14 protein-coding genes are annotated in these 18,553 nt (G+C 45.7%); all 14 read right to left on the bottom strand.

Features of this window, described 5'->3' with window-relative positions:
- Positions 1-3: 3 nt before the first annotated feature.
- On the bottom strand, positions 4-906 hold the full coding sequence (locus tag G5B00_RS07680; protein WP_163873003.1) for a Gfo/Idh/MocA family protein: 903 nt from the start codon (positions 904-906) through the stop codon (positions 4-6).
- Positions 907-936: 30 nt separating this feature from the next.
- Positions 937-2,343, bottom strand: coding sequence for an amidohydrolase (locus G5B00_RS07675; RefSeq protein WP_163873000.1), 1,407 nt, complete (start codon positions 2,341-2,343; stop codon positions 937-939).
- A 12-nt stretch (positions 2,344-2,355) separates the two neighbouring features.
- Positions 2,356-4,611 (bottom strand): heparinase II/III family protein, encoded by a 2,256-nt coding sequence (locus G5B00_RS18330; protein WP_163872997.1) that lies wholly within the window; start codon positions 4,609-4,611, stop codon positions 2,356-2,358.
- A 25-nt stretch (positions 4,612-4,636) separates the two neighbouring features.
- Complete coding sequence (locus G5B00_RS07665) at positions 4,637-5,923, bottom strand: hypothetical protein (protein ID WP_163872994.1); 1,287 nt, start codon at positions 5,921-5,923, stop codon at positions 4,637-4,639.
- A 9-nt stretch (positions 5,924-5,932) separates the two neighbouring features.
- On the bottom strand, positions 5,933-7,111 hold the full coding sequence (locus tag G5B00_RS07660) for a hypothetical protein (protein WP_163872991.1): 1,179 nt from the start codon (positions 7,109-7,111) through the stop codon (positions 5,933-5,935).
- A gap of 21 nt (positions 7,112-7,132) precedes the next feature.
- A complete protein-coding gene (locus G5B00_RS07655) occupies positions 7,133-7,822 on the bottom strand; it encodes a DUF5017 domain-containing protein (protein WP_205966346.1) in 690 nt (229 codons plus the stop codon).
- Between the two features lie 34 nt (positions 7,823-7,856).
- Positions 7,857-8,870 (bottom strand): DUF5017 domain-containing protein, encoded by a 1,014-nt coding sequence (locus G5B00_RS07650; protein ID WP_163872985.1) that lies wholly within the window; start codon positions 8,868-8,870, stop codon positions 7,857-7,859.
- A gap of 41 nt (positions 8,871-8,911) precedes the next feature.
- Positions 8,912-9,892, bottom strand: coding sequence for a DUF5017 domain-containing protein (locus G5B00_RS07645; RefSeq protein ID WP_163872980.1), 981 nt, complete (start codon positions 9,890-9,892; stop codon positions 8,912-8,914).
- Positions 9,893-9,916: 24 nt separating this feature from the next.
- A complete protein-coding gene (locus tag G5B00_RS07640; protein WP_163872977.1) occupies positions 9,917-11,524 on the bottom strand; it encodes a RagB/SusD family nutrient uptake outer membrane protein in 1,608 nt (535 codons plus the stop codon).
- Between the two features lie 18 nt (positions 11,525-11,542).
- Positions 11,543-14,965 (bottom strand): TonB-dependent receptor, encoded by a 3,423-nt coding sequence (locus G5B00_RS07635; RefSeq protein ID WP_205966345.1) that lies wholly within the window; start codon positions 14,963-14,965, stop codon positions 11,543-11,545.
- A 280-nt stretch (positions 14,966-15,245) separates the two neighbouring features.
- Positions 15,246-16,379: a FecR family protein gene (locus G5B00_RS07630; protein ID WP_205966344.1), complete on the bottom strand. Its 1,134-nt coding sequence runs from the start codon at positions 16,377-16,379 to the stop codon at positions 15,246-15,248.
- Between the two features lie 68 nt (positions 16,380-16,447).
- Positions 16,448-17,023, bottom strand: coding sequence for an RNA polymerase sigma factor (locus G5B00_RS07625; protein ID WP_163872967.1), 576 nt, complete (start codon positions 17,021-17,023; stop codon positions 16,448-16,450).
- Between the two features lie 108 nt (positions 17,024-17,131).
- Positions 17,132-17,278 (bottom strand): hypothetical protein, encoded by a 147-nt coding sequence (locus tag G5B00_RS07620; protein ID WP_163872965.1) that lies wholly within the window; start codon positions 17,276-17,278, stop codon positions 17,132-17,134.
- Between the two features lie 149 nt (positions 17,279-17,427).
- Positions 17,428-18,552 (bottom strand): glycosyl hydrolase family 18 protein, encoded by a 1,125-nt coding sequence (locus G5B00_RS07615; protein WP_163872962.1) that lies wholly within the window; start codon positions 18,550-18,552, stop codon positions 17,428-17,430.
- Position 18,553: the final 1 nt, after the last annotated feature.

Here is an 18,553-nt window from a genome sequence, read left to right as displayed (position 1 = left end):
TGATCATATATTTTTTATATGGATTGTCCGTCCGTTATGCTGTTTACTTTCCTCGGCAGCCATAATAAATGTTATCATTTCTATGGTCTCCCGGGGCGATACCGGTGGCCGGCCCGTCTGAAAAAAGTCTAGGACCGCTGCTGCCAAAGGTTCGTACCCACCAAATCCACCCAATACACTGTTTTTCCGGCTGCCATATACGGTTCCGCCAAATCCGGTACGTCCCTTGCGCATGCCCCGGTACGATCCGATACGTCCATCCTCCCAGACGCCGACCACATAGTCGAAATCCGGTGTCGCGGTTCTCGTAACCGTAGCACAGCCCGTGCCCATAACGGCATACAACATCTCTATACCGTGTATACCGTACCAGAGGAGATCGGGCAGGTCCGGTTTTGTACTTGCCGGGCTAAAAGTCTGTGCGCCCAGTATGTCTCCGATATTTTCATTTTTTAAATCGCGCAGGCTATCTATAAAACGTAGCGCCGAGGAAGAAAAAACAGGCGTGTTATACTGTTCCGACAGGCGGAATATAGCTCTTGTATCTTCCAGCGTTGCCGCGATAGGCTTGTCTATAAACAGTAATTTCCGTGCCTCCAGAACAGGGGCTGCCTGCTCTAAGTGTACGTACCCATTATTGCTGGTGAGGATGACAAAGTCGACCTGTCGAAGCAGCTCCCCAATCGAATCCACCATCTTCACCCCCAATCCCTGCACCGTTTGGATATATCCGGCCACACGCTCCTTTCGGTCCTCCGGGATAGTGCCGGCGTGCGGGTATGCCGCCACGACACGGTAACCGGCATACCGGGGCAATGTATTGGTATTGATGAATTTTGTAAGTGCAACAGCGTGCATGGCATCAAGCCCTATAACTCCGATTCTTTTACCGTCAAAAAAATTCATTGTAATTTCTCAAATAATAAAGTGTTTCTGTTAATCCGGCGAACTGTTCAGCAAGCTGAAGATGGCCGCACTCATGCTCCGTATACCCGTAGTAAGGCCAAGCCCGATCACCGGACTGAACTTGCTAGAATGCGTCGGATGGTAGCTCCGTACATTATCCGTAAAAGGAGCAGAAGTACCTAATGAATAGATCAATGTGGGGATCCGGGGCGATACCCGGGTGTAGTTGCTGAAATCCTCACCGAACATTTCCGGCGGAAGTTCGACCACATTCCCTTCGCCGAATGTCGCTCTGAAAGCAGTGGCCACCTTGCCGGTGAGTACCGGGTCGTTATAGACCGAAGGGTTATAATTGTCCGCCGTTGCCCCCGAAGGCTTATTTTTTGTGAGTTCCCGAACCTGTGCCGGTGTATATAATGTGGTAGACTCGATTACCGGGTAATCCTTTTCTTCTAATCCAGCCGCTAATGCAACACCCCGGCATATACGCCCGATCTTACCGATGATAGCCTCCCGGCTTTCGTCGCTGAAAGAACGTACGGTAAGTTTCATTTCTACTTCGTTCGGTATAATATTTCCCGTCGTTCCGCCGTGTATAGAACCCACGGAGATTACCGAGGGCGATTCAAGCGGAGAAAGCTCCCGGCTGACGATCGTCTGCAGTCCGAGAACTATTTTGGACGCCATGACAATAGGGTCAATACTCGTATGTGGCGTAGCCCCATGACCACCTTTTCCCTTAACCGTGATCGTCAGGCTCTCCGAATTAGCCAGGGCATATCCCGATTTATAACCTACTTTACCGACTTCTAACGCCGGGTTGACATGCAGGGCAAGTCCATAATCCGGTCGGGGAAATTTCGTAAATAACCCATCTGCGATCATCGCCCTTGCACCGGTCAGTTTTTCTTCCGCAGGCTGTGCGATGAAGACCAGCGTACCTTTCCAGTTTGATCTCATCTGACTGAATACCCGGGCGACGCCGACCCAGGTCGTCATGTGCAGATCATGCCCACAGGCGTGCATGACCGGTACGACCTTGCCACTAGCATCCGTAGCCGTCACCTGACTGGCGTACGGAAGACCCGTGTCTTCCTTAATGGGAAGCGCGTCCATATCCGTCCGTATCATCACAGTGGGGCCCTCGCCGTTTCTGAGCAGGCCAACGACACCATAGCCACCGATATTCTCGCTAACTTCAAACCCGGCCTTTCGCAGCTCACCGGCCATCAGCTTCGCGGTTTCCTTCTCCTGGAACGACAGCTCCGGATTAGCGTGCAGATGCTGATATAGCTTGAGTAAATCCGGCGATTCTTTTTCTATTATTCCGGTTACTTCTCCGTCTGTCGCGTGCTGCTGAGCAGGTGATATAAAGGGAACCAGGCTGAGCACAAATATAAGCTGCAGCGATAAGATAAAATTAAGGGTAGTTTTCATATCACTAAGTTATCATTTTCTGCCGTTTGTTTCAATCGTATTATCCAGGTATTTATCATGCTTTATCCGCCCATTCTTATCTTCTATTCTGATGTGAAGGCCTATCTCCTCTTTTTTGTTGAAGGACAGTTCCCATTTGTTACCTGCCTCATCGACAATCGTCACGATATCATGTTGTGCGGTTTGCCGCAACTCCTTGTTAACCGGAGTGGCAGTAGAGGAAGCCGCGGCCTGCAATACATTTAAAAATGTGCTGTTGACCTGTTCTTCCGAATCGCTGATTTCCAGTCGCCACTTTCCGGTAGTTTTAAATTGATCCGCCCAATTCGCTCCGCCGGGTAGTTCCCAGTTCTGACCGGACGCCTCAAATTCCCGACCCGGTCCACCTACAAGATTATAGCTCGGAGATCGCGGAAGTAGCGTAGAGACCAGAAGAGTTCCGTCATGAGTCGCCTTCCATTGGTTGTTTCCAAGCAATACCGGTTCTTCCTGAAAACGGATCAAAAATTCTTTCTTTTGGTCTTTCCGAACCGAGGTTACCCGATCATAGATCACGAAGAGGTTGGGTTTGAGATAGACGAACTGCCGAACGACTTCTTTACTCTTTACTTCGGAATAATTCTTCGTGCCATCTCCTGCCGCATAGATGAAATCATCCGTACTGTGTAACGCCAGGGCCACGCCCCGATCTTTTTTATATTGCCCCCCGTGATTATAATAAGTCTTCCCATCCGGCTTATACCCCCAGGCTTTCCAAAAATGTGGCATCGCTTCCTGAGGTTCGTGAATCAGGATCGTATTATGTGCGACACTCTGTGGCGCAAAGTTGTGGTGGTGATAGGTCTCTGTCCGGCTTCCTCCATCCAACGCCAAAAAGTTTTTCTTATAAATAATGAAGCTCAGGTCATCGTATTGCTGGTGATTGATCTGCCTGGCTCCAAACCGAAAACTTGCATAAGTATCATCGTCCCCTTTGCCCGACCTCATCAGCAACAGCCCAAAACTGGAATTATAAAAATACCTGCCATAGTCTATATGAGCTGTGGTATTTACTACCTTGTCTAGATTGAATTTGGTCAATATATAAGGGAGAAAGGGATAGAGGCTCACCTGGATCTTCTTCTGATTGTCCGGCAATCTGTTCTGCAGGGCATAAACCGCATCCATCCGCTTTGGATACTTATCACTGTAAAAGTGAATGACCTGGGCCATGTGCGTGTACATATATGTGGTCCGGGCCCGGTTATCGGTATGGAATATATCGCCAATCCCATGGAACAACATATCCCCGTCGGGATATAATTTCAGCGCCGCCCAATCGAACCAGTTCGGATAATCCAACATCTGTTTCCACCGGCCGGTGACATCCTGGTTGAAGGCAGAATGCAGTGTATGGAGAAAATGGAACGTACCGTATGGATAGGTCGAGAATGAATAAGTTACCGTAGAGGCTGCAAGCAGTCCGGATCCGGCTGATATATTTTCTCTGTAATTCATCATATCGGTATACAGCTTACCCCCTCTTTTCAACATGCCCTCCGCACGTGCATCATCCACGCCATCACCATAACCGGCCAATCCGGCAAACCATTCTAGCGGCCGCTCCCCATATCCTCCACTTTGGGGCCCGCCTTTACTTCTCCGGAACGTATATTCACCATCGGGTTGTGATTTGGCAATGTAATCTAACATCGGCATTAACAATTCTTTGCGCTGGGCCGTATCCAGCTCTGAACACACCCAATCATAAGCCGTCAGCGCGTTGATCCTCACCTGACCGATCGAATCCACCCAGAGCCCCCTTTGTGCCGTCCATTGAAAGACATAATTCGCCAACCTGATGTAATTAACTGCCTTCTCTAAATACACGCGCTCCCCCGTAATCAAGTAGACGAGAGCTGCTTTAACAGCTTCTTCTCCGCCATTATACTTGAATAACTTATTCCCGTGGACACTCTGCTTTTTGAATTTTATCTTTCCATCTTTAGTTTCCGAAAACAAGCTATGATCCAGGATGACCGGCGCATCTAAAGGCAATGCGTCCACTTCCTTTTTTAGCCGGGCAAAATCCTGCGCGAGAACGCCCTGAGCCCGTGAACGGATCTCGGGAAGCATATCCCTGTTGAGGAAAATCCGGGGATGATCCTTTCGAATATCAGCCCATGGAATGACTTCCTGGCTCCTGTTTTTGTCCGCAGCACTCCCAAAGGAACTGACCAGTAGAGCATACAGCATCAGGGCTGTACAATAAATAATTTTTTTTAACACATTTCTCATTTTAATTCATCCTGATTTATTGCGGATCTTCCATTTCCCAATCAAAAGGCTCACTACTGCTATTCACCGTTTCGAAAACCCCGACAAATCCTTCCCAGCCTTTAGATTCTGCTCCAGAACTAGCAAAACTACCGAACGCCACTTCACTGTCGATATGTGAAGGATAATGATTGTTGTATATCCGAATCAAATCCATATTTACCGCAAAATTTTCTAGTAAAAGCTGTTTCTTTTCAGCAACGGTTCCTGACTCCAAAATCGCTCCTTCTTCTGACGTTAACAAATAGCTGAATCCAGGCCGGTTATAACCATAATGATGAAAAGCGATAGCACGCTCTAGTGTATTGCTGTGGTCCACGAATGTATTATTAACAAAAACATAGTGGGTACCAAAAGTTTCGATACGCCCGTCAACCGAACTGTTAAAATTCGGTACCGAAATAAAAAGCCTGGCTCTACCGGCATTAGCGTTATGTACAAAGGTACATCCACTGACCAGCGCATAATCACAATTATCCCTAAACCGCACGTAATCTCCATACCCATACATATCTTCGAAATGGGAATCTATAACGTGTACATGCTGCACACCGTGCGCATTATAGATCATATGACCAGACTCTGTACCAATTCGTTTAAACGTACAGTTTTTAAACGTAATATGGGACGTCGTAGGGTTTATCGTCCCTGTCGGCCCAGCGACAACGCCCGGCATATCTACCCACGAACAATCCTCGATCGAAATATTCTTGGTTCCCCCCTCAGGCGTGGAGCTCACTCGGAGCACATATCGAACACTCCCTTCTCCCCTAAAGTGAAAATCACGGATCGTTATATTTTGACAATCCATAATCGACACCATCAACGGCACCACGGTTTCGCTATCACCTATCTTAGGTGCTGTAAAAATGGTCTGCTGTGTATCCGAACCTTCCAATATAAGGTGATGCGTATCATGCCCCATACCCTTTAGCGTAAAGGTCTTCTCCGTGTATGCCCTTTGATAATTCCCTACAGCAAATTTCACCGTGACAGATCGGGTTTGTAGCTCCTGTTGCACTTTCACCCAAAATTTATCATCTAAAAAATCGGCGGCGTGCAAGGCCTCTTCTCCGTCTCCTCTTCCCCGGGCTAGTGAGGAAACATAATAGATGCGGCTTCCGTCAGCATCGACATCCTCATCCACCGTACCCTTGTCCTCTCCTTCGCTACCAGTATTAATATCAATATCGCCGTTCGTCTTACTACAAGACGAGCAGATCGATATACATAGGATAAGCAGTAAGATTTGAACAGCTTTCATAAGAAAAAATTAATTTGTGGCCTGTACTTCCCAATCGAAAGGTTCGCTGCTGTCATTGACAGTATCCAAAATATCCGCAAACCCTTCCCATCCTTTAGACTCCGCCCCAAGGCGAGCAAAACTCCCGACGACTACCTTGTTGTCAAGGTGTGACGGGAAATTGTTGCCCCGTATCCGGACGGAATCCATATTTATACCGAAATTTTTCAATAACAGCGCTTTCTTTTCCGCCGCCGTTCCACCCGTCAAAACCTTTCCTTCTTCTTCGGTCAGTAAATAATTGAATCCCGGGTTTCTGTTGTGGCCATAATGGTGAAAGGCGATCGCGCTTCTTATTGTGTTATGGTCCACAAATGTATTGTTGACAAAAGCATAGTTTGTCCCAAAAGTTTCGACACGACCCTTCACATTGGTGAAAGTAGGCATGGAGATAAAGGCTCTTAGCCGGCGTGGTAATTTAGTACGTACAAATGTCGATCCGCTGACCAGTACATAATCCACCTTATCCCTAAACCGTACAAAATCTCCGGGGCAATCTTCAAAATAGGAGTCGATGACGCTAAGGTGATGTGAGTGATGCGCGTTATATATCATTAAGCCCGACTTTGAACCAATCCGCTTGAACGTACAGTTCTTGAACGTAATGTGCGATGTCGTCTCGTGCAACGTACCTGCAGCGCCGGCGATCACCCCCGGCATATCTGTCCAGGAACAATTCTCGAGCAAAATATTCTTTGTCCCTTTCTTTTTAGTCGAGCTGACCCGCAGTACATACCGGACAGCGCCTTCGCCGGTGAAATGAAAATTCCGGATCGTCATATTCACCGCATCTTTGATCGACACCATCAGCGGTTTATACGGGTGTCCCGCCGGCACGGCAAAAATGGTCTTTGGTGTTCCCTCCAATATGAGCCGGTGTGTGGGATGTCCGATATCTTGTAAGACGAAGGTTCTCTCCGTGTATGCCCGCTGATAATCACCATCGGCAAAATTCACCGTGACAGGTTGCTTTTGCAAGGCCTGCTGCACGCCGGCCCAAAACTTGTCATCCAAAAAATCCGCCGCATCCTTCGGTGTACTTCCATCGGCTTTTCCCACTCCATGAGGAGCCACAAAACGGGAAACCTGTGCGATACCGGCTACGTTTACAAAAACGAATACCGCTAATAGTAAAAAACTTTTTCTCATCTTCTTCTTCTCTACCTGCTATTATTTCTTATTCACATAATAAGGAACGCTCACAAAATATTCCTCGGTACGGGTTCTATTCGTATACGTCACCCCCTCTACGGTCGCGCTGCGATGGAAATTCGCCTGCATAATAAGGCTTTTCCCCGTTCCTAACGCATCCCTGTTTTCACTCCGTGTCGGATTTTTATGGGCATCTCCCGTTGCATGTTTTAAAAAATCGGTCGCTAGATCAGAACTTAAGACTGTCGTCTTCCCGTCCGTTATCGCCTCGACCAAGACTTTACCAATCCATATGGTCGCCCCTTGACGGTTGCCCTCCGCCGGGTCAAAAACATATTTGAAAGCGAGATATATGGGCTTACCTTCCCTATGCAGGTCCGTTATATCCACCTTCCCCGACGGGGTAAATTTGTTCGATTCATAGTCGATATGGCATCGATCTGTAATATCCGTCCAGGTCGCCGCCTGTATGTCTTCAAACGATTCTCTCTTACCGTTAAAATCCGTAGAGACCAGTACACTGATCTTCGCGCTCGTCCGCGTCGGATAGTTATAGCGTAGATTAAAAGAGAGTTGCACCTTCGTCGGTGTCGTAATCGCTGCGCCCGCATGCGGTTTATGTGGGATTTCCACCCCTTTTCCTGTTATCCATAAACCGAACACGGCCAACAAACATAAAAAACTCGTCATTTTCGTCATTTTCATCATTTTTATCATCCTATTATTTCTCGTTTCCAATTATCTATTCGACCACGGTGATTTCGAGTTCTTTTATTACCTGGCCGCCTTCCGCAAGCGCAGGATCTGTCCCTATGAATTTAACCTTATACACACCAGGTTGGGTATACGTTACGCTATGTGATCGGACGATAGGCTCCGAAATGTTAGTCAAGGTCACCGGCTTATCGGGTCCCAATTCGGTTTCTCCTACCTGATAGGGTGTAGACACGAAATATTCTTTCGTGTAAGCACTTTTGCAATACGTGCAACTTGCCGATGTAGACGTATTCCGCTGTATAACCAAGAGGTTTGACGCCAGATCTGAATCATGGTACCTGTTCAGACTTGCCATTGGATCTTTATTGCTACTGGCTGCACTATACTTTGGAAAATCGCTGGTTAAAGGTCCGCTCAAAAGAACGGTCTCCCCTCCTTCTATGCTCTCTACCGTCATCCAGGTGATCTGTGGCCAAGTACCCTCACCATTTCCGAGGTCAGGATCAACAATATACCTAAGGGCAACGTACAAAGGTTTGCTCCCATCCCGAAATTCGCCTATATTAACTTTACCCGTGTTTGTCTGCGCGCTTCCGGCAATCAAAAATCTGTCGGTGATATCCGTCCAGGTTGCTGCGTCCACATCCTCGAACACCGTTCTGTCGCCATCGAAATCCGAAGAAACCAATATACTAAAGATCGAGCCTGTCCTTTCGCCCTGATATTGCTCACGCATTCTAAACTCCAACATGATTTCGGCCGGACCTGGGAGCAAACGTCCGTCACGGTAATCATAATCATTACCATACTTCCCTGACCAAAAGTCCAATATCCCTGCATCTCCACTGATATTAAACGTTACTTGTTCGCCCACTTTATAGGTCGTTTTTGCCGTAGTCACCTCAAATTGAGGTGGCCCCTGGTCAACTTTCTGAACCTCTTCCACTGCATCTTCCTTATTGCAGGATAAGAAAAACAACATTCCTGCGACAGCACATAGTGCGCGTCTAGTATTCCATTTATTTTTGAAAAGTCTCATAATCATTATGCATTATTTAACTGATATTTCTTTGTTACGATTTATTCGTCCGCTACCACCGTAATCTCCAGTTCCTTAACGGTTTCTTTTGTCTCTTTGATCGAGTGATTTATTCCGACGAACCTTACCTTATATACACCCGGCTCGGAGAATACGTGCACATAGGAGTTCACCTTAGAGTCCGAGTAGCCCTTTATGGTTTTGGGTTTATCGGGACCTGCATTTATAACTGCAGATACATTATAGGGAACCGTCACAAAGTACTCCTCTGTGTAGTCGCTACTACTGTATGTCACATCATCTACGGTTACATTTTGATTTCGCGCTATAACCAAGAGGTTTGATGATAGCGTTGATTCATAGTATCTGTTCAGGCTTTGTATCGGATTCTTGAGGCTACTACACGCACCATATTTTGGAAAATCACTGGTTAAAGGTCCGCTCAAAAGAAAATTATCCGTTTGTGTTAGCGCTTCTACCGTTATCGAGGAAATCTGTGGCCATGTACCTTGACCATTCCCAAGATCGGGATCAAAAACATACTTAATAGCAAAGGACAAAGGCTTACCCGGTTCCCGAAATTCGGTTACATCGACCTTACCTGTACTTCCCTGAGCGTGTCCGATAATCACAAATCTATCTGTGATATCCGTCCAGTTGGCCGCGTCTACCTCCTCAAAAGAGGATCTGTCGCCAACAAAATCTGAAGAAACCAGTATACTGAGGATCGAACCTGTCCGATCCCCTTGATATTGCTCCCGCAACCTAAACTCCACTTGGATTTTGTCGGGTCCCGAGAGCAAACGCCCTTCATGGTAATCATAATCATTACCATACTCGCCCGAATAAAAGTTCAATATTCTGGGATCACCCGCTATATTAAAAATCACTTCTTCCCCCACTTTATACGTTGTTTTCGCGGTGGTCACTTCCAGTTGAGGTGCTTCTCCAACGTCCAGCGTCGTATCACAAGCCGACACGAGAAAAACAATTCCCAAGATCAGATTTACAATCTTTTTCATATTTATTTCGTTTAATTTTCATCATTACCAATTTGGATTCTGCTTCATAGCCCTGTTCATCATGATCTCTACGGCCGGAATAGGCCAGATCAAATGCCTGCTGTACAATGCATTCTCAAATCGCTCACGTACATGTTGACTTGTGGATGAAGAAGGGGACATGACATTGACCATGTCTACGACCTCTCTCATTTCGGTCATAAAAACACCCCACCGGATCAGATCAAACTTCCGCATCTGTTCAAAAGCCAGCTCCCGCATTCTTTCATCTCTTATCTCTCTTTCAAAAGTTGCCGGATCTATGGAAGCGGGCAGATCATACGCATCGATATCTGTGGCTCCGGGGAGTAGCTTTCCAAACCCACGTCTCCGCACAAGGTTGATATATTCCAACGCTAAAGGGTTTATCTGTTCACCGGAAGCATAAAAATCAGCTTCAGCATACATGAGAAGAACATCCGAAAACCGCAACAAAGGAAAGTTCTGCGGCGTCTGTCCAGTTGCTTTTGGAAGAAGCGTCTCGTATTCCCGTCTCCACTTGGCCACTCTCCTATCGTAAAGTGATCCTTCATCCGTGTTTGTAATCATAGTTTTCGAACCACTTGGACCTGTACTGTTGTAGGTAAAATTGGCAATCGTCCAATCTCTTCGGAGATCGCTATCGTTGTACTTCAGGTACAATTTTGCAGTAACCTTGAGTCCCCCATACCCATTACCGGTCTCCGGATTGGAGGTATTGGGACCATTTGCAAAACCTACATAACCGGTTTCGGTATAGCTATCCCGCCTGTTTCCCCAAAATTCCACCTCCCATATACTCTCCTTAATATCATACTCATCCCGGGCATACTTGATAAAAATATCCGAAAAATCAGGGTTCAGTTCATGTCCGGCTTCTGGATCATCGATAACTTTTTTAGCCCAGTGCCGGGCGTCTTCATATTTAGACACATCCCGCAGTGGATAGCCTGCCATATACAAACAAACCCGAGCCAACATCCCTCTCACAGCAGATTTACTGACCCGGCCACCGTGACCGATCTCGGTAATAGCGGGCACTAATTTTTCGGCAGCTTCAAGATCTTCCAGCACTTGTTCGTACACCTCCTTCACCGAGTTCCGCGGTATGTTCATGTTTGCCGCTCCATCTGTCGTCGGTTCCAGGATCAATGGGACACCCCCATAGAGATGCACCAGTACCGAGTAGAAATGCCCCCGGAGACATAGTGCCTCGCCCCTTATCCTGTTTCTGACTATTCGGGGAATCTGTGTATTCTTATCCACATATTTCAAGACAAAATTCGCCCGGTATATCCCCTCGTACAAATTCCGCCATGCCGTAGCAATATAATTATGTGACGCCGAAAAATTAAAATTCTGGGGGCCTATTACCAGGCTAGAACTCGAATGAAAGCCTTCATCCGCTTCATGTCCCATCCGGTAAAGCCAGATTGTTCCGTAAACACCCCCAAGCTTATCATAAACCCCTATAATCGCCGACGTTAATTCCGCTTCGTTTTCGTAATAATCTGACGGCATGATATCATGGGGATATCGCTCCAAAAATTTCTCACAGGATGTCATCAGGAGGACACCACAGCTTACTATTATATATTTTAGAATTTTTTCCATAGCATTAAACATCAAATATTAAAATGTCGCATTTAACGTAAATACCACTGTCCTTGGCAAAGGATAAGCGATATAATCGAATCCCGGTGTCAGGTTCCCCGCCCTGGTCGAAACCTCCGGATCCATTCCGGAATAATTGGTCCAGGTCAGCAGGTTCTGTCCCGCTACTCCAAGAGTCAGTTTTTTCACATACGCCTGTTTAATCAGCTTCTGAGGAAGCGAATAATCCAACGACACCGTTTTTAAGCGCAAATAAGAACCATCTTCCAACACCCGGGACGAATGCCAGCCGATGACACCTTGCCCTTGTGTCCTAAAAATATCCGAATTGGGATTCTCCGGTGTCCACCGATCTGCATACGATGCGAATTGATTCAGATTATTCCTGACATTCCCATTCCCGTCAAAAAGCAATCTGTTCGCATTATAGATGTCGTTGCCATAATTCCACTGGAGGAATATATTGAGCGAGAAATTCTTATACACCAGGTTGTTGTTAAAACCGCCGGTGTGTATCGGCACACCTCTGCCTATTACGGTCAGATCATTGTTATCAATCGTCAAGTCGCCGTTTAAATCCCTGTATTTGATATCACCGGGCACGACTAACTCATCTCCGTTGCTCGTGACATCGGGACTCAATATATAATTTCCTTCTCCCTGACTGGTGAAATCTTCGTATTTGTATGTCCCGTCCCAGATGTATCCATAAAACATACCGACAGGACTGCCTACTTCTGCGATATAAAGCGGATTAGTGGCGTACTGGCTGATAAATCTTGGAGTAGCGTACATTTTATCCTGCGCTCCGTTTAGCTCCAATATCTTACCTCTGTTGAAACTGATGTTAAAGCTTGAATTCCAAGAGAACGTTTTTTTATCGATATTAACCGTATTCAATGTGAATTCCAAGCCTTCATTCCGCACCGATCCCACATTTTTCATGGCGTGGGTGAACCCCTGGCTTGTCGGAATCAGCGAATTCAGCAGCAGGTCTCTCGTATTTTTCCGATACAGATCGATCTCCAGATCCAATTTGCCTTTGAGAAAACTGAGTTCCCACCCCAAGTCAATATTCTCCGTGGTTTCCCACTTTATATTCGGGGTAGGCAAATCAGGCACTGCAGCCAACAGTGGCGTACCATTTCCCCAAGAGTATGCCACGTCTTCCGAAAACGAAACAGTCGGAAACCGCACATATTCACCGATCCGGTTATTACCATTCAGTCCATAGCTCAGCCTGAGTTTTGACGAAGTAACTACATTTTGCTTTTTGAACCAATTTTCCCGATGCATATTCCATGCTGCCGCGACAGCCGGAAAATGGCCCCATCTGTTGCTTTTCGAGAATTTGGACGAAGCGTCCGCCCGTAGCGTTCCGGTCAAAATATACTTGGACCGGTAACTATAATCCACACGTCCGAAAAAGGAGAGCAACCCATACTCACGCCATTCCGACTCCTTGCCCAATGGTATCCCTTGTCCCATCCCGGCCATACCCAACGATTCGTTGGGTATCTGCTGGGTCTCAAAGCGGTAATATTTGTAGGATGAAGATTGCACTTCCAATCCCCCGAGTCCGGTTAACCGATGTCTTCTGTTGTATGTTTTGTTAAAACGCAATGTCGTATTATTCGACCAGGTAATACGCTGGCCATGGCTGACACTCGCATTTATACCTTTCGTATTAAATATACTGTTCAAAGAACCCCGTCCGGTTTTTGAATTGTAAAAGGCTTCGTTTCGCGTCATGCCGGTGAATAAACTTCCCGTACTTTTTAGTGTCCAGGAGGGTGCTATTTTGTATTGGACATAACCATTTGCCGACACATCGGTATTATACCTCGGATTATACAGATTGGACTGAGTAACAAGCGGATTAAGCCGATTATCGTATTGATCGACTTCTTCTTCATCCATATCGGCTTCCAGTAAATCCTCTTCAATCAACGTACCGGTTATGGGCCTGTACCCCCAAACCCGGGTTAGCAACCCAGCTGTAATCGTAGCTCCGTCTTCTTCCCGTACGGTTCCTCCATATTTTTCCCGTCCGGTAACAGCGACGTTCAGGTTAGCGTCAATCTTTTCACTTATTTTCTGGTTGAGCGTGAGCCTTCCCGAGTATCGCTTGTATCCCGTATTCAGAATAACACCACTCTGATCGAATACCGATCCGGATATTGCATACCTGGTGTTGGCATTCCCCCCTCTTACTGAAAGGTTATGCCTTCTGTTTATCGATTTCCTGAAAATCTGATCTTGCCAGCTAATGCCTTTTACACTTTTATAATCTTCAAGCTCCCGGCCATAACCACTTAAGTATCTGTTATTAGTCAGCGAAGCATTCAGTTCCTGCTGATATTTCACAAATTCATAAGGACTCATCAGCTCCATCATCTTCTGAACCTGCTGGATCCCGACCATATTATTGAATGTGATAACAGGTGCGCCCACCTTTCCTTGTTTCGTTTCGATCAGAATGACACCGTTGGCGCCGCGTGCCCCGTATATACTCGTCGATGACGCATCTTTTAGGACCGTTATCGATTCAATATCTTCCGGGTTGATGCTTGAGCTCTCGAATTCTTCCATGGGAAAGCCATCGACAACATATAAGGGCGAGTTGTCCTGCGTGATGGAATTTCCTCCCCGGATGACAATATTCATCTCTTCGCCGGGCTGACCATCAATCGCCGATATGTTAACGCCGGCTATCCGTCCCTGTATAGCTTCATCCAGATTGCCCACAGGAGCCTTCCCCACGTCATCCATATTGACCTGGGACACCGATCCTGTCAGATCGATCTTACGGACTTCCTGCCCATAACCCAAAACAACAATCTGTTCCAGGTCCTGATTGGTCATGGACAGCCTGACGTTTATATTTCGCTGATTACCGACCTTGATTTCCCTGCTTTCAAAGCCTACGTAAGAAAAAACAAGTATAGCTTCTGGGCTTGGAACGCTAATATCGTATTCCCCATTCGCATTTGTTGTCTTCCTCAGTTGGCCACCTTTAACGTTAACGGAAGTCCCGGATAAGGGATTTCCATCAGTGTCGGTTACCATTCCTTTTATGGTTATAGCGGGCTGTACTTCTTTCAAAGTTTCCGTCTCCGTCTTTAGCTGCCCGGTAGATATCGGCGTCTTTTTTAGAACGACTGTTTTTCCAAAAAAATCAAAATTAAAATCTGTCTTTTTCAATACAATATTCAGGGCCTCCTCAAAAGGAACATTCTGCATATCGACAGACATATTTTTAACGGGTATTACCTCATTCTTTTTGTAGAAAAAAGTATAACCGCTCTGTCTTTCCAGTTCTTTGAGAATACTTTCAAGGCTTCCTTTATCTGTTTTTAGGGTTATCTTTTGGCCAAAGGTAAATGCATTCACCTGTGTCAGGCAGAGCACCGATAATAGTACAATAACTTGAATTCTCATCCATACTTGAGATAGTGTTCTTGCGGAAGGAGCTAAGGGCTTAAAAAAATGATGACTGACACGACAACATCTCTCCTTCTGCAAGAGCAGATTTAAATTTATTTTCATACTTTTGTTTAGTTTTGGTTATTACGTTGTAAATTCTACACGAAAAAGTAATTTGCTGATAGCCAGATACCTTTAGTCCGGATTATGCGCGAACATTTTCCGGATTTTTTTTATATCTGCTTTTTCTATTTAAGTCGGATAAATTTTTCTATTCATAAGTCTGATCTTAAATTTAGTTTATAATTAAGTTAATCCTATTTTCCGCATTGATACGGGGGTCCACTTTAAAATCTGCATATATAAGCAGATCTATCAATTTGTTCAACGGAAGATTACGAGGTATCTTGCCGCTATATTGCGCGTCCGTTTTGTCTTCTTTGTACGTGATATCGATATCATACCAACGTTCTATCTGCCGAAGCACATCGGCTGTATTGGTTCCGTCAAAATAAAATAGCCCCTTCGTCCATCCCAATGCACTTTCCAGATCTACAGTCTGTTTACGAAGTTCGGCCGATTCATATACAGCTTGTTGACCTGAGGACAATACGACATTCCGATCGTTATTTTGATTTGTCACAACCCGAACAGACCCTTCTTCCAATGTCGTCCATATCGCCCAGTCGTGATCATAAGCTTTAACGTTAAATTTTGTACCTAAAACAATCGTACGCTGATCCTTTGATTCCACGATAAAGCGACTGCGGCTAGACGTTTTGGTAACCTGAAAATACGCTTCTCCTTCGAGTCTTACAATCCGATCACCTTCTCCAAATTGCGCGGGATAGTACAGTTTAGACGCCGCATTCAAAAGTACTTTAGTCCCGTCCGACAACCTGATTTCCGATATCGATGAGTGGGGTGTCTGTAAAGCATATATTGGATTGTCTCCGGCTTGGATACTTTTATATGTGATTTCGCCAGAGGCGTCCCTGGCGATGATGGTATTGCCGACCTGTATACTTTGCGCCACAGGGATACTATCCAGGTTGACCTCTTCTCCGGTTGGTAAGATGATGACAGCATATCCTTTATCGGGTTCAAAATTTGCCAGCTCCTCTACCGTTGCGGGACGTTGCTGCTGTCGTGTTAACCAATAGCCCCCCCCAACTATGGCAAGAATAACTGCAGCTGCACTGATCCACCGCAAAAATGGAAACGGTTTGCTGACATGCTGTTCCACGCGAATAGTCTGGAGAATGCGCCGCCTGACTCGCATAGCCACCTTTGCCCGCTGCTCTTCATTCAAGGTGTCCGACTCGTCGATGCGATCATACATTTCGTACAGATCCCTACGCTCTGAAGCCGTTTCTTCTCCCAGCAGATACCGCTTAATACGTTCAATAAAATTGTTCAATTTGTGCATATAATTGTACCGGGAATTACCCCTTCGTATAGATAGGTGTCCGAAAACGATACCAGCACCTACTCGGTTTAGTAAAAAAGTTGGAAAAAAATGTAATGTTTTTTGGAAACAGCACGTAATCTCCTGATGGCCTTATTGATATGGTTTTCTACCGTCGATTCAGAAATTGACAGTTTCTCCGAAATCTCCCTGTTGGTCAGGTAAGAATAACGGCTCAGCTTAAAAATCTGCCGGCATTTTTCCGGAAGCTTTTCAATTTCTATGTCCAGCATATCCAGGAGGTAACGATAGTACAACCGTTCCTCCAAAGGTTGCTCCCTGTCCGCGATCTCTTCCTCCAGTTCGTAACCGGAATGATTGGTGAGGGCATTTTTGCGATAATAGCTTAATATCATATAACGACAGGCCGAATACAGATAGGCTGGAATAGATTCAATATCCAGGATAGTCGTCCTTCTGTTCCACAGGGATATGAACAGGTCATGGACGATATCTTCCGCTACCTGAACATTGGTGATCTTCGTGGATATATGCTGTAATAAACCGGGCCAAAAAATATCGTAGAGCTTTGCAAAGGAAGTGGTATCCCCCTTGGCAATCTGTTCCAGTAGGTTTCTATACTCTTGGTTTTCTATAGCTTTCATGTTGCCCCTACCCCTAGTTTCTTTTCTATCCAAGTATACAAACATAGATAAATTAGCTTTTATCTGCAATAAGAGGGATTGGCACACGTTGTGCCCTATGTGGCACTGTTAATGTATCATCATCAAAAATTTTTTCAAGAATCGTACAGCCTCTTCTATCTTGGCTTCGTGCCTGCTCTCATGTAGGATAAACTCAAACCAGTCGCCCATTCCAAATTTGTCGTAATGGATTTTTGCCTTTTCAAACCCTTTCACCACATCGGGTCAATAGGCGATTCCATCGTTTTTCCCGTGTTGGATTTGTAACGGTTGTCGGCAGATCACAGAAACTAAACGTAGTAAAATTCGGAATCTTTAAGAGGATTTTTTTTATCATCCTCCACATATTTATGCCTTATCTTCCATCATTTTTTAGTGTACTTTGCCGCTGTATCAAGTATCTCCTTGACAAAGGACAGCAGTGATTTATCACCTGTCGCATCCTGTTTCAGCTGCCAGACCATGATCCCTCCCAATTCGCTCAGGGCAAATGCCGTTTTCCTGCGAATAGTCGACTCACCGTTATAATATACAGTAGCACCATCTTTCATTTGTAGTTCGTCCTTTGACTCGGCACCGGGATAATCGGTCACTAGTCTGTTGTAGGTATAACTTGTTCCCTGTTTTCCATCTTCATAAAAGCTATGTCCATAGAATGGCAATCCCAGATTAAGCTTATGTTTCGGCACGCCTTTTACTCCGTGCCAAAAAGCGATGTCATCCACAGCCATCTCGTATGGTGCATGCTGTCCTGGTTTGTGCGGACGCCAAGGCCCTGTTTTATCATAGCTCATGATATTCACAAAGTCCATCTTTTCCAATGCACCCACGGGTACATTCTTTCCGTATTCTGTAGCCACAGCAGCGGTCAACAAAATTCCTTTTTTCAAGGAGGCAGACAGATCGGCTATGAAGCCTTCATAGTCTGATGTGATGAGTTCCCCCTCCAAATCCACATCTACACCATCCAATTGGTACATGTCCAAAAACCTATTGATCTCTTGCGTGAACCTCGACCTGTTTTCTTCGTTGATCAGTGTCTTGTAGTATTTAGGCGCACGACCACCACCAATTGAAATCAGAACTTTCACCTTGTGGCGATGTGCCTGGGTCACAAAGTTTTTCAATCCGGAAATCTCTGGTAAAGCACCCGTTGAATCCGGATTAGTAAATGCGATGTTGACATGTGTGAGCACTGAGAAGTTGACCATTGATATCTCCTTGACCAAATCTCCCTGAAAATATCCGACTACTCTAAATTGATCGTTCTTATCCTTTCCGGACTTTTCAACAAGCGTTTCGTGCCCGAGGCAGTTGGCTGTTCCAAAGAACAATACAAGCAGTAAGAGATTGAAATTCCATCGTACACTATTTTTCTTCAAACATAAGATGGCGATATAGTGCCTTAACTCCTCAATAGGCCCGCCCTTGCGGTTTTTCACAGTACTGCGTACTGCTTGTACGCCAACTGCTTCTTTTTTATTTTTCATT

Origin of the sequence: Parapedobacter sp. SGR-10 (assembly GCF_011030405.1) — a bacterium.
In the GTDB taxonomy this organism is placed as follows: domain Bacteria; phylum Bacteroidota; class Bacteroidia; order Sphingobacteriales; family Sphingobacteriaceae; genus Sphingobacterium.
Note: the sequence above shows the minus strand (reverse complement) of the source record. Positions and strands in the feature narration are given on the sequence as shown.

What these genes read in the sequence shown, in the direction of transcription:
- G5B00_RS07680 (WP_163873003.1), bottom strand. Translation starts at nt 906, where the DNA reads ATGAATTTTTTTGACGGTAAAAGAATCGGAGTTATAGGGCTTGATGCC.
- G5B00_RS07675 (WP_163873000.1), bottom strand. Translation starts at nt 2,343, where the DNA reads ATGAAAACTACCCTTAATTTTATCTTATCGCTGCAGCTTATATTTGTG.
- G5B00_RS07665 (WP_163872994.1), bottom strand. Translation starts at nt 5,923, where the DNA reads ATGAAAGCTGTTCAAATCTTACTGCTTATCCTATGTATATCGATCTGC.
- G5B00_RS07660 (WP_163872991.1), bottom strand. Translation starts at nt 7,111, where the DNA reads ATGAGAAAAAGTTTTTTACTATTAGCGGTATTCGTTTTTGTAAACGTA.
- G5B00_RS07655 (WP_205966346.1), bottom strand. Translation starts at nt 7,822, where the DNA reads ATGATGAAAATGACGAAAATGACGAGTTTTTTATGTTTGTTGGCCGTG.
- G5B00_RS07650 (WP_163872985.1), bottom strand. Translation starts at nt 8,870, where the DNA reads ATGAGACTTTTCAAAAATAAATGGAATACTAGACGCGCACTATGTGCT.
- G5B00_RS07645 (WP_163872980.1), bottom strand. Translation starts at nt 9,892, where the DNA reads ATGAAAAAGATTGTAAATCTGATCTTGGGAATTGTTTTTCTCGTGTCG.
- G5B00_RS07640 (WP_163872977.1), bottom strand. Translation starts at nt 11,524, where the DNA reads ATGGAAAAAATTCTAAAATATATAATAGTAAGCTGTGGTGTCCTCCTG.
- G5B00_RS07635 (WP_205966345.1), bottom strand. Translation starts at nt 14,965, where the DNA reads ATGAGAATTCAAGTTATTGTACTATTATCGGTGCTCTGCCTGACACAG.
- G5B00_RS07630 (WP_205966344.1), bottom strand. Translation starts at nt 16,379, where the DNA reads ATGCACAAATTGAACAATTTTATTGAACGTATTAAGCGGTATCTGCTG.
- G5B00_RS07625 (WP_163872967.1), bottom strand. Translation starts at nt 17,023, where the DNA reads ATGAAAGCTATAGAAAACCAAGAGTATAGAAACCTACTGGAACAGATT.
- G5B00_RS07615 (WP_163872962.1), bottom strand. Translation starts at nt 18,552, where the DNA reads ATGAAAAATAAAAAAGAAGCAGTTGGCGTACAAGCAGTACGCAGTACT.